The 11,997-nt window shown below is 72.7% G+C and carries 9 protein-coding genes and 1 pseudogene; 7 read left to right on the forward strand and 3 right to left on the reverse strand.

The window, feature by feature from the left end:
- Positions 1–200: 200 nt before the first annotated feature.
- Positions 201–1,769, forward strand: coding sequence for a sporulation protein (locus ACFSJS_RS26325; protein ID WP_380904718.1), 1,569 nt, complete (start codon positions 201–203; stop codon positions 1,767–1,769).
- Positions 1,770–2,069: 300 nt separating this feature from the next.
- Positions 2,070–3,266, forward strand: a complete 1,197-nt coding sequence (gene lhgO / locus ACFSJS_RS26330) for an L-2-hydroxyglutarate oxidase (RefSeq protein WP_380904787.1) — start codon at positions 2,070–2,072, stop codon at positions 3,264–3,266.
- A 63-nt stretch (positions 3,267–3,329) separates the two neighbouring features.
- On the opposite strand, the gene ACFSJS_RS26335 is transcribed toward lhgO, so the two are convergent.
- Positions 3,330–4,130 carry an SAM-dependent methyltransferase gene (locus ACFSJS_RS26335; protein ID WP_380904720.1) on the reverse strand — a complete coding sequence of 267 codons (801 nt, stop codon included), beginning with the start codon at positions 4,128–4,130 and terminating at the stop codon, positions 3,330–3,332.
- 613 nt (positions 4,131–4,743) lie between these two features.
- Here ACFSJS_RS26335 and trmB point away from each other — a divergent pair.
- From trmB to ACFSJS_RS26350, 3 genes are all read left to right on the forward strand, one after another.
- Complete coding sequence (trmB, locus tag ACFSJS_RS26340) at positions 4,744–5,589, forward strand: tRNA (guanosine(46)-N7)-methyltransferase TrmB (protein ID WP_380904722.1); 846 nt, start codon at positions 4,744–4,746, stop codon at positions 5,587–5,589.
- A 121-nt stretch (positions 5,590–5,710) separates the two neighbouring features.
- Entirely contained in the window at positions 5,711–6,478 is a 768-nt protein-coding gene (locus tag ACFSJS_RS26345; protein ID WP_380904724.1) for a hypothetical protein, read from the forward strand.
- A 234-nt stretch (positions 6,479–6,712) separates the two neighbouring features.
- Complete coding sequence (locus ACFSJS_RS26350) at positions 6,713–7,966, forward strand: PrsW family intramembrane metalloprotease (RefSeq protein WP_380904726.1); 1,254 nt, start codon at positions 6,713–6,715, stop codon at positions 7,964–7,966.
- On the opposite strand, the pseudogene ACFSJS_RS26355 reads toward ACFSJS_RS26350, so the two are convergent.
- Both ACFSJS_RS26355 and ACFSJS_RS26360 read right to left on the reverse strand, forming a co-directional pair.
- Positions 7,849–8,621: pseudogene (locus ACFSJS_RS26355) on the reverse strand (transposase family protein); the annotation flags it as partial. The gene ACFSJS_RS26350 and the pseudogene ACFSJS_RS26355 overlap by 118 nt on opposite strands.
- Positions 8,622–8,853: 232 nt before the next feature.
- Positions 8,854–9,441: a hypothetical protein gene (locus tag ACFSJS_RS26360; protein ID WP_380904728.1), complete on the reverse strand. Its 588-nt coding sequence runs from the start codon at positions 9,439–9,441 to the stop codon at positions 8,854–8,856.
- Positions 9,442–9,843: 402 nt separating this feature from the next.
- On the opposite strand from ACFSJS_RS26360, the gene ACFSJS_RS26365 reads away from it, so the two are divergent.
- Positions 9,844–10,488: a hypothetical protein gene (locus tag ACFSJS_RS26365; RefSeq protein WP_380904729.1), complete on the forward strand. Its 645-nt coding sequence runs from the start codon at positions 9,844–9,846 to the stop codon at positions 10,486–10,488.
- A gap of 89 nt (positions 10,489–10,577) precedes the next feature.
- On the forward strand, positions 10,578–11,993 hold the full coding sequence (locus ACFSJS_RS26370; RefSeq protein ID WP_380904731.1) for a ParB N-terminal domain-containing protein: 1,416 nt from the start codon (positions 10,578–10,580) through the stop codon (positions 11,991–11,993).
- Positions 11,994–11,997 lie beyond the last annotated feature (4 nt).

Raw genomic sequence — 11,997 nt, forward strand, 5'->3', positions numbered from 1 at the left:
CGCCGGTGGAGCATGCGCGGTGCGTGCCGGAGCGCGCGGTGCGCCGTTCGTCCGTCTCCGGCTGAGCGTTTCTGTGCGGACCTGATTCCCGCCATCCCGCAAGTCGCCCCTTAACGGTGGGGATGCGGCGAACTACGCTGGGTTGACGAGCGCCCCGCAGGTGCGGTGCGGGGCGGCCGTCGGCAGTGTCAGGGGTGCGCATGTCCAGGGAGCCACGCGGACCGAACGAGAAGCTCGGCGCCGTTCTCGCCCTCGCCGGGATCAGCAACGCCGGACTCGCCCGCCGGGTCAACGACCTGGGCGCGCAGCGGGGCCTGACCCTCCGCTACGACAAGACGTCCGTCGCCCGGTGGGTCTCCAAGGGGATGGTGCCCCAGGGCATAGCGCCCCATCTGATCGCCGCCGCCATAGGCAGCAAGCTCGGGCGCCCCGTGCCGCTGCACGAGATAGGGCTGGCGGACGCCGACCCGGCCCCGGAGGTGGGCCTGTCCTTCCCGCGGGACGTGGGCGACGCGGTGCGGACGGCCACCGAGCTGTACCGGCTGGACCCGGCGGGCCGGCGGGGCAGCGGCGGCGTCTGGCAGTCGCTGGCGGGGTCGTTCTCGGTCAGCGCCTACGCCGTGCCCACCTCGCGCTGGCTGATCAAGCCGGCCGACGGCTCGGTGGCGCGCGAGTCGCCGGATCCGTCCGCGAAGCCCCCGGCGCCCCCGCAGGCGGACGGGCCGCGGGACGCGGACGACGGAGGCGGCGGACACGACGGGGGCGGCGCCTCCGGCAGGCGCCCCCCGGCCGGGCGCAAGGTCCCCGCCCCCTCCGTGACGCTCCCCCGCCCCCCGCTGCTCTCCTCCTCGCCCCGCGTCGGCCACAGCGACGTCGCCAAACTCCGGGAGGCGGCCGAGGAGGCCAGGCGCTGGGACTCCAAGTACGGCGGCGGCGACTGGCGTTCGTCGATGGTGCCCGAGTGCCTGCGCGTGGACGCCACCCCGCTGCTGCTGGGCTCCTACAGCGACGAGGTGGGCCGCGCCCTCTTCCGCGCCACCGCCGAACTGACGCGCCTGGCCGGGTGGATGGCGTTCGACACCGGGCAGCAGGAGGCCGCGCAGCGCTACTACATACAGGCGCTGCGGCTGGCGCGGGCGGCGGCGGACGTGCCGCTGGGCGGGTACGTGCTGGCGTCGATGTCGCTCCAGGCGACCTACCGCGGCTTCGCCGAGGAGGGCGTGGACCTGGCGCAGGCGGCGCTGGAGCGCAACCGGGGCCTGGCCACGGCCCGCACCCTGAGCTTCTTCCACCTGGTGGAGGCCCGCGCCCACGCCAAGGCGGGGGATCCGGCGGCCTGCGGTGCGGCGCTGTCGGCGGCCGAGGGCTGGCTGGAGCGCTCCCGCGACGGCGACCCGGACCCGTCCTGGCTGGACTTCCACTCCTACGACCGCCTCGCCGCCGACGCCGCCGAGTGCTACCGCGACCTCAGGGCGCCGCGCCAGGTGCGCCGCTTCACCGAGCAGGCGCTGTCGCGGCCCCGGGAGGAGTTCGTGCGCTCGCACGGCCTGCGGCTGGTGGTCTCGGCGGTCGCCGAACTGGAGTCGGGCAACCTGGACGCGGCGTGCGCGGCGGGTGCCCGGGCGGTCGAGGTCGCCGGGCGGATCTCCTCGGCGCGGACGACGGAGTACGTGCGGGACCTGCTGCACCGGCTGGAGCCGTACGGGGACGAGCCGCGCGTGGTGGAGCTGCGGGAGCGGGCGCGTCCGCTGCTGGTGGCACCCGCGTGAGGGAGACGTGAGGGGCGCGGTGGCCGCTCGGCGGCCGGAGCGGGGGCGCGGGCGCGGGCGGGGACGAGGCGGTGCGGTGGTTCGGCCGGGCCGCCGAACGGATCGCCGAACAGGTCACATCTCGGGGTTCGGGGGCTCCGTCCGCCGGTGGGCCGGGCCATGATGGAGGGCGTGTCCTCAGTCTCCCCGGCCTCCCCCTCCGATCCCGCGGACTCCACGGACTCCCCCGCCGTCTCCTCCCCGGCGGCCTCCCCGCCGGCTCCGGCGGGCGCGCGGCGGGCGCCGTACGACTGCGACGCGGTGGTGGTCGGCGGCGGGATCGTCGGCCTGGCGACGGCCTACGCGCTCACCCGGTCCCGGCCGGGCACGCGCGTGGTGGTGCTGGAGAAGGAGCCGGCCCCGGCGCGGCACCAGACGGGGCGCAACAGCGGGGTGATCCACAGCGGCGTCTACTACCGTCCCGGCTCGCTCAAGGCCCGCTACGCGGTGCGGGGTGCCGCGGAGATGGTGAAGTTCTGCGCGGAGCACGGCATCACCCACCGGGTGACGGGGAAGCTGATCGTCGCCACCGAGCGCGACGAGCTGCCCCGGCTGCACGCCCTGGTGCAGCGCGGCCGGGAGAACGGCATCCCGGTGCGCGAGCTGGGCCCCGCCCAGATCGCCGAGTACGAGCCGCACGTGGCCGGTCTGGCGGCCATCCACGTGGGCACCACCGGGGTCTGCGACTACGGCGCGGTCGCCGGCGAGCTGGTCCGGCTGGTGACGGCGGCGGGCGGTGAGGTGCGCTGCGGCGCCGAGGTCACCGCCGTGGACCGCCGCCCGGGTGTGGGCGTGGCCGTCCGCACGGCGGCGGGCGAGGTGGTGCGGGCCCGCGCCCTGGTCAACTGCGCCGGACTGCACTGCGACCGCGTGGCGCGGCTGGCCGGGGACGCGCCCCCGGTGCGGATCGTGCCGTTCCGCGGGGAGTACCACGAACTGGTCCCGGTCCGTTCCGGGCTGGTACGGGGCCTGGTCTACCCGGTGCCGGACCCGGCGTTCCCGTTCCTGGGCGTCCACCTGACGCGCGGTGTGGACGGCTCGGTCCACGTCGGACCCAACGCCGTGCCCGCCCTGGCCCGCGAGGGCTACCGCCGCAGCACCGTCCGTCCCCGCGACCTGGCCGGGACGCTCGGCCACCCCGGCGTCTGGCGCCTCGCCCGCCGCCACTGGCGGTACGGGGCGGGCGAGGTGCGCCGCTCGCTGTCGAAGGCGGCCTTCACCGAGGCCGTGCGCCGGCTGCTGCCCGGGGTGGGGGAGGACGACCTCGTCCCGGCTCCGGCGGGAGTGCGGGCCCAGGCGGTCGGGCCGGACGGCACGCTGGTGGACGACTTCCTGATCACCGAGGCGCCGCACACCGTCCACGTCCTCAACGCCCCCTCGCCGGCGGCGACGGCCTCCCTGCCGATCGGCCGCGAGGTGGCGCGGCGGGCGCTGGCGGCGCTGGACACCGTGCGCTGACCCCGGCGGCACCACCGGGCGGCCCCGCCCGGCAGCGCCGCCCGGCAGCGCCGCGGGCCGCCGTCACGCCTTGCGCGCCAGTCCCCCGTACACGGCCGCCTCCGGTCCCGGCTCGCCCTCCGGCCGCCACAGCGAGCACGGGACGATGCCGGGTTCGAGCAGCTCCAGCCCCTCGAAGAAGCCCGCGATCTGCTCCGGGCTGCGCGGCGTGTAGGGGGTGGCGGGCCCGCGGGCGTTGTGGCGCTCGATGGACTCGACGTACGCCGGGTCGGTGGTGGAGCCGTCGTTCAGGCCGAGGTAGCTGCCCGGCGGCAGGGCGTCCAGCAGCCGCCGCACCACCGACCGCGCCTGGTCGTAGTCGGGGACCAGGCCCAGGATCCCCATGAGCATCAGCCCGACGGGGCGGGAGAGGTCCAGCGTCCGCGCGGCCTCCTCCAGGATCCTGTCGGGGTCGCGGACGTCGGCGTCGATGTAGTCGCACGCGCCCTCGGGGGAGCTGGTGAGCAGGGCGCGGGCGTGCACCAGCACCAGCGGGTCGTTGTCGACGTAGACGACGCGGCTCCCGGGTGCGACGCGCTGGGCGACCTCGTGGGTGTTGTCCCTGGTCGGCAGTCCGGTGCCGATGTCCAGGAACTGCCGCACGCCCGCCTCCCCGGCCAGGTGCGTCACCACCCGGCCGATGAAGGCGCGCGAGGTCCGGGTGATGTCGCGCATGCCGGGGAAGACCGCGAGGACCTTCTCGGCGGCTTCCGCGTCGACCTCGTAGTAGTCCTTGCCGCCCGCAAGGTAGTTCCAGATCCGTGCCGAGTGCGGACGGGAGCTGTCGATCCCGCCCGCGCCCGGACGTGCGGCGTTGTCCGCCATGCCCGTTCGCCTCCTCGGTACCCGCTGTGCGTGCCACAGTCTGTCAGCACCGCGCCGGTTCCGCGGCCCTCCGGAGGGCTTCGGGACGCGGTCGGTCCCCGGACCGCGCCGGCCGGCGGCGGAGCCCGCCCGGTGCGGCCCCGGACCCGTCCTCGGAGCCGGTCGGTGCCCCTGTCCGGAGTGACGCGCACGACGACGCGCTCGCCGTCGTTCTCCGACGCGGGGGTGAAGGTGGCGTAGTCCTGCCCCGTGTACTCCAGCGACAGCTCCTCCACCGGTTCCCCGCCGGAGTCGGGCGTGACGGTGGCGGTGCCGCGGACCTCCGCGTACACGTGTGCCTCCTCGCGGGTACGGGTGGGCGCGCGGTGCCCCGGCGGGGCCCGCCTCCTGCGCCCTCTCCCGGAACGGGCCCCGTCGGGGGGGGGCTCCCGGTCTCCCCCGGTGCCGCCCCCGCCCCGGGGCCTCGGGGGCCGGGCGGGGGATCACCGTCATGGCACGACGCGACGGCGGCCGGACCACCGGACCGGACGTCCCGGCCGCGGCGCGCTCGGCTCCGGCCGCGCGGACCGCGGCTCCGGCCGTGCGGGCACGCCGCCGTAGACTCGTAGGCACTGTGTCCGAGAAAACCACCGAAGCCACCGAAGCACCCAAAACGCCCGGAGCGGCCGCCGGCCGGGCGGCCGCGCGCTCCGGCGAGCGACCCGGCGACCGCGCCGGGGGCACCATGTTCCCCGACGGCACCGGCCCCTCCGCCAATCCCGCCGGGGAGCGCCACGAGCGCCGCATCCGCAGCTTCCAGCCGCGCCGCAGCCGGGTCACCGCCAACCAGCGCGACGCGCTGCTGCGGCTGTGGCCGGTGTGGGGGGTGGAGATCGACGGCGACCGCCGCCTCGACCTCGGCGAGCTGTTCGCCCCCCTCCCGCCCGGCTCGCCCGTCGTCCTGGAGATCGGCTTCGGCATGGGCGAGGCGACCGCGCGGATGGCCGCCGCCGACCCGGGCACCGGCATCCTCGCCGCCGACGTCCACACCCCCGGCCAGGGCAACCTGCTGCTGCTGGCCGAGCGCGAGGGACTGTCCAACGTCCGGGTGGCCAACGGCGACGCGATCATCCTGCTGCGCGAGATGCTCACCCCCGGCAGCCTCACCGGGATCCGCGTCTTCTTCCCGGACCCCTGGCCCAAGAAGCGCCACCACAAGCGCCGCATCATCCAGCCGGAGTTCGTCGAGCTGGCCGCCTCGCGGCTGGCGCCGGGCGGGCTGCTGCACTGCGCGACCGACTGGGAGCCGTACGCCGAGCAGATGCTCCGGGTGCTCACCGACTGCCCGGCGCTGGAGAACACCTGCCCGGACGGCGGTTACGCGCCCCGCCCCGACTTCCGGCCGATGACCCGCTTCGAGCAGCAGGGGCTGGCCAAGGGGCACGTCGTCCGCGACCTGCTCTTCCGCCGCTCCGCCTGACGCACCCCGGAATGCGCCCCTCGGCGCATGTGAACTGGCGTGCTCCCGGACAAGCCTTACGGGTGGTTTGGAGTGCGTACGATCGACGGGCGCCCCGGTGGTGTCCGTACGGTGCGGCGCCATGGAGACCCTTGACGACCTCGTCCGCCGGGTGAACGGCGAGCTGCACGAGGAGTACCGCACGCGGTTGCGTGCCCTGCTCTCCGAGCGGCCGAAGGAGTGGCTGGTGGAGCAGCTCCTGGCCCGTGTGCCGGCGCCGGGAACCGGGCCGTCCCCCGCCGCGCCCGGCTCCCGCCCGGAGCCCGCGGAGCTCCCCGAGCCGGAGAGCGAGGAGGAACGGACGCGCCGGCTGGGGCGGATCCGCACCTGGAAGCTGGACACGCCCCGGCTGGCCGACCTCGTGGCCCGGCTGCGCTCCTGGGACCGCGAGCGCCTGGAGGCGGAGGGCCTCCTGCTCGACCCGCCCCGCAAGGGCGGCCCCCTCGTCCCCGCCCGGTGCCGCTCGGTGGCGGGCGAGGAGCTGCTGCGCGAGGCGAAGGACCTGCTGTACGCGCTGCTGTTCGGCGACGCCGGCGACGGGGTGCAGCTGCCCCGCGTGGAGCGGGAGCTGCTGACGCTCACCGTGCCGCGCGCCAAGGCGCACGCCGTGGCGTTCCTGATGCGCGCGGCGACGGAGATCGGCGCGGTGGGCACCTGGCGCGACCCGCAGCGGCAGGCCGACGACGAGCGGGCCCCGAACGTCCTGGTGCAGGTGGAGTACGGCGAGGTCGCCGAGGAGCTGGTCGGCAACGGGATCGCCGCCTCCCTGAAGCTGATCAACGACCTGGAGGTCAACGAGCAGGTGCTCTACGCCCGGATGGAGAACGTGGAGGAGAGCACCCTGGAGTGAGCCGCCGGCGGGGCGGCCCGGCGGGCGCGGGGACGGTACGGGACGGGCCGCCGGGCGGTGTGTCCCGCGCCGCCGCCCGCCGCTCCGCCGTGTCGTCGCTCACACTCGCGCCGGACTCCCCGCCGCGCGGGTCCGGGAGGCCGCCGATCGGCGAGCATGGGCGGTGCCCGTCCGGCGGCACGGCGGCCGGCCGGGCTCTGGCCATCCGTCCCCCAGTGCGCTAAAGGTCGTCGCGTGCACCACGAGTCTGCGGCGGGACCGCCGGCGGCCGGCGGTCGGCAGCGCTGCCGTACCCGCCGTGCCGCGGGCACGGCTGCCCTGACGGTGCTCCTGGGGCTGTGCGGCGCGGTGGTCCTCGGGCTGGTGCACCAGCAGACCGGCTCCGACGGCTTCCTCGTCGGGCTGGGCCTGGCCGTCCTGCCGGTGCCCGTGCTGCTGGCCGCCTTCCGCTGGCTGGACCGGGCCGCGCCCACGCCCCGGCGGAACCTGCTCTTCGCCTTCGGCTGGGGCGCGTGCGCCGCCACCCTCGTCGCGATCACCGTCAACGGCTTCGCCACGGACTGGCTGGCCTCCTCCCTGCTGCCGCGCGCCCCCGACCGGGCGGACGTACTGGGCACCACCGTCGTCGCCCCCGTCGTGGAGGAGGCGGCGAAGGCGGGGGCCGTCCTGCTGCTGTACCTGCACCGGCCGCGGGACTTCGGCGGCGTGGTCTCCGGTGTGGTCACCGCGGGCGTCACCGCCACGGGCTTCGCCTTCACCGAGAACATCCTCTACCTGGGCCGCGCCTTCGGCGAGGACCTGGCGTTCGGGCACTTCGGCCTGGAGTCGACGACGCTGGGGACGTTCCTCCAGCGCGTGGTGGTGGCGCCGCTCGCGCACCCGCTGTTCACGGCCCTGGTGGGGCTGGGCTTCGGCGCGGCGGCCCTGGCCGCCCGGCACCGGCGCGCCCTGCGCACTCTGCTGCCGCTGCTCGGGCTGGCGGCGGCCGTCACGCTGCACGGGGTGTGGAACGGGGCGGCGACCCGCCCGACGCGGGTCTTCTTCACCGTCTACGGCCTGTTCATGGTTCCGGTGCTGCTGGTGGTGGCCGCCCTGGCGCTCTGGGCCCGCCGGCATGTGCTGCGCACGGTACGCGCCACGCTGCCCCGGTACGCGGAGGCCGGCTGGCTCACGCCCTCGGAGCCGTACGCGCTCGGCTGCCTGCGCTCCCGCGCCCTGGCCCGCGACCTCGCACGCCGCGGCGGCGGCCGCCGGGCGGCCCGCGCGGTCGCCGAGTACCACCGCGCCGCCACCTGCCTGGCGCTGCTCCGCGCCCGTGCGGAGCGCGGGGCCGTGCCGCCGGGCTTCCGCGCCCACGAGCGCGACCTGCTCCGCATCCTCCGCCGCCACCGCCCCCTGGCCTCCGCCGCCACCGCCTCGGCGGCCCCGGCCGCCGCCCTTCCCACCCAGGCGCGGATAGAGGAGTGGGAGCGGTTGCGGGCCTGCTGACCTGTGGAGAGCATCTCCCCGCGGCCCCAGTGGGGCACCCGTGTGGTGCCGCCGGCGCCTCGGTAGCACTTATCGGCCCAGCACTCCACCTCGGCTCCGGCCAGGGCATCGATGATGCCGTGGATCCGCGCGGCCTTGATGTCGTGGACGGCTCCGGGCAGGGCCGGGGAAGCCCAGAGCAGCTGCCCGGCCGGGTCGGCGATGACCTGCACGTTCATGCCGTATTTCGTGTGTTTGCCGGAGTAGAAGGGTCGGCTGGCTGCTATCTCCCCAGCCTTCGGCCGGGTGGGGATGCCCCCGGACAGAGACTGGGGGAGTGCCCTCAGCCGAGCGGCAGCAGAGTGCCGTCCGGAATCACAAAGGCCCTGCCTGCGGCCGTCTCCATGGCGTCAGCCAGGCTCGGGGCCAGGGCCGCCAGGACCTCGACGGCCTCGCGGATGCAGCGGTGGACGGTGGTAACCCCGCCCCGGAGGGCCACGGCGAGACGGACGTAGGTATCACCGCAGCGCAGATGGACCAGGACCAGCAGCGCCTGGCGGCGGCTGGAGAGGCGGCGCCACCGGCAGCCGATGGCTCTGCGCCGCTCGGCCAGGTGACGGCTGAGGAACCGCAGGGCCGAACCGGACGTATCGATCACCGATGGGCAGACAAGCACACGAAGCTCCTGGCCGGACAGGTTGACCTTGGTCGACAACCCGTCTACCAGGAGCTTCGTCTGTTGCTACCGCTGGGGTCTGCCCCCAGCCCCGGCGCCAGGCTGGAAACGGCTCGCTGACCCCAGGGCTCCATGTCTGTTGTCATTCATCACCTCGGCATGAAGGCAGGCCAGTCCGGAGCCCGGCGGGGACGGTGTCCCTCAACTGTTGCACGGTCTGGAGCGCCGGATGTCAGTTGCTGAGCGCGAGTCCGAGCAGATCGACGGCCAGAGTGGGACGCTGCCAGTCCAGCAGAGACTTCGTGATGCTCATCACGTCCCGGTCAACGCGTTCTGCCGCGTACTTGAGGAGATCCCTGGCCGCCTCTTCCAACCCGTGTGACTGACATGACGCAAGTGCTGCCGCCGTCTCCTGCGGTGCTGCTGCGCCGCCGGCGTAACGCAGAATGACCACAGCGTCCTGTGCGCGCCCCTCTCCGATGTGCGCGGCGAGGCCGTCAAGCCCGGACCACACAGGGGCGTCCGTCCCGCTGTGTTGCCGGTCCCCCTCGGTTAGGGGGACCGGCAACACAGCGGAGGTGACGGTGCTCTGGACATGTCGTATCGCTGGCCCCGGGCCTGCCGCGGGGCAAGAAGCGCAGAGGCGAGCAGGCCGCGCGGAGTACTCCATGACAGCCTTGCGCAGCTTTTCCAGCTCATCTAGCGGTATCGGTGTCGGCAGCCCCTGCCGTTCCGCGTGCTGCACCGCCTGACGGTGCAGATCCTTTAAAACACGCTCGCTGGGCCGCTTCCGCCGTCCGTTGATCAGTGCCGACAGCACAGACCTCGTGGTGAAGCACCTCCCGGCGATCTCCTCAAGCGATCCCTTCATAACAGAGCACAGGTCGCGAACCGCCTGAGCAAGGGCGCGTTGCGGATCCGGAAGACCGCTGATATCGGCGTATTCGCCGCGTCTTGGCACCTTCTGTCCCCCTGGTAGGCCAGATCTCGTGTGTCTCCCGAGTCATTGTGGGTTGGAGCGGACCAGTAGTGGAAGGTTTCCTGTCCCGATCTGAAGCCGGGACAGAGAAGCCTTCCCATCCAGCGCCGTGTTGCCGTTGAGTTGTTGATGCACGGAGCGGCGGTCGTCATCGAGAAGCGGCCACCAGAGCAGCCACAGTGCGTTCCGCGGTCAGAGAGGTGATCTGTTCATATGGACACGCCGTCCTGGAGGGACACGAAGATGGGCACCATGAAGCGCGCTGCGCTGTGGCTCGCCCAGGAAGTCGGCCTCGGCAACACGTTCACAAAGACTCAGCTGCGTGAGGCGTTCCCGGACGTGTCGCAGATCGACCGCCGCATGAGGGACCTTCGCGACTTTGGTTGGAAAATCCATACGAATCGGGAGGAGGCGGGGCTGGACACCCACGAGCAGCGTTTCGTCGAACAAGGCATTCCCGTCTGGGAACCCGGCAAGGCGGCCCGAAAGCACGGGGTCTCGATCACGGCTGCACAGCGGCATGAGGTCATGATGCGCGACGGCCACAAGTGCCGGTCGTGTGGGATCGGTCCGGGCGACAGGTACGTCGGCACGGACATCACCTCACAGCTCGATGTTGCCCGCCGCAGCGTCAAGCTGCCGAGCGGAAGGACCGAGACCCAGCTGGTCATCGAGTGCAACCGCTGCCGCATCGGCAACCGCGAGCTGGTGGCCGACCTCGGGGAGATCCTGATCCGCATCGACCGGCTGCCGGCGATCGAGAAGAAGATCCTCTCCGCCTGGGTCGAGCAGGACAGCCGGAGCTTCAGCGAGATCGAGGACATCTGGGCCGCCTACCGTACTCTGCCGACAGCTGCTCGTGAGCACGTCAAGGATGCCCTCGCCTGAGGGCGCGGTGAGTTCAGCGGTGCGGGGAGCACTGCGTACTCCCCGCACCGCAGCACCCAGTCGTCAACCATCTTCAGGGAAGGTTATCCATGCAGGTTGATTTCGGTGAGCCGCCGATCTCGGCGGAGAACCGTGTGCTCGTCGAGCAGCGACTAGAAGAGGTACGCAAAGGACAGGGAGTCCCGGAAACGCTCACGGTCGAGTTCCGGGGTCAGCCCCGGCACGTCGAGGTGATCGACATGCCGGTTTCCCGGCTCTTCTACAACCCGGGCACGCACCGTATCCGCGCACAGCGCAGCCACGATCCTGAGAGGGATCTCGCCCTGCAGAAGGATCCGTGGAGCGATGAGAGCCAGGACTACCTGCACTACCTGCTGAAGGCTGCGCCAACAGATCCGTCGAAACGCGATCCCAAGTTCGACGATCTCATGGGGAGCCTGCGGGAACACAAGCAGAACGAGCCCGGCCTGATCACCCGCGATGGCGTCATCGTCAACGGGAACACCCGGCGGGCCGCGCTGAAGGAACTCGGCGTGACCAGCATCCGGGTGGGTGTCCTGCCGGCCTCGTGCACCTGGGCGGACATCCACGCGGTAGAACTCTCGCTCCAGCTGCGCCCTGACCGTCGCCGCGAGTACTCGTACATCAACCACTTGCTCGCCTTGGACGAGCAGGTGGCACTCGGCCGACAGCTGTCCGACATCGCCCGCGACTTCCACACCACGACGCCGGCCTGTGAACGGGACATCTGGATCCTGAACCAGCTGCGAGACCTGATCCAGCGCAGCAAGCACAACGGTCTGTCGCTCCGCCTGATGGACTTCGAGGACGCAAAGGAGAAACTGTTCGAGCTATACCGTGCCTACTCCAAGGAGCACGCCAAGAACAAGGAAAAGGCTGACCTGCTCAAGGAGGCACGGCTGGCCGCCATCGTCCTCGATTTCTCCAAGACGGACGTCCGCTACATTGGCCCTGACTTCCAGACCCGGTTCCTTGAGCAGAGGCTTCCTGAGTCCGCCAAGCCCTCCGGTGCCGCGGCGCCAGCCGCCGTGACGATCCCCGGGCTCAACAGGACAGTCCAGGCCGCGGGCGCGCAGGTCGCTGCTGCCCGTGCGCTGACGAACTCGCTCCTGCAGGCCAAAGCCGTTCAAGTAGTCAGCGGAAAGGCCACACCGGCTCAGCTCACGGCAGCGTCCGAGACCTTTACAGAGCTGAAGGAAGCCTTCGATGAGGCCATTGAGTTCGCCGGCAAGGACTACCGTCTGCGCAAGAAGCGGCAGGCCGCGCCTGACCGTGTGAACGATGCTTGCAAGGATCTTGAGCAGTGCATCACCGACCTGGTCCTGGCCCGCGGGAACGGCAGCCTTGACGAAGGAGCGTTCGACGATGCGCTGCTCAACCTGCGCAGCGTGATGCGTAAACTGGCTGTTGAGGCGAGCAAGAGTATCCCGCTCCCCGGTGAAGGAGTCTCCTGGCTCCGGGACGTGACGGCAACGGAGCGCTGACAAC

It is taken from the genome of Streptomyces desertarenae (genome assembly GCF_042681365.1).
Taxonomy (GTDB): domain Bacteria; phylum Actinomycetota; class Actinomycetes; order Streptomycetales; family Streptomycetaceae; genus Streptomyces; species Streptomyces desertarenae.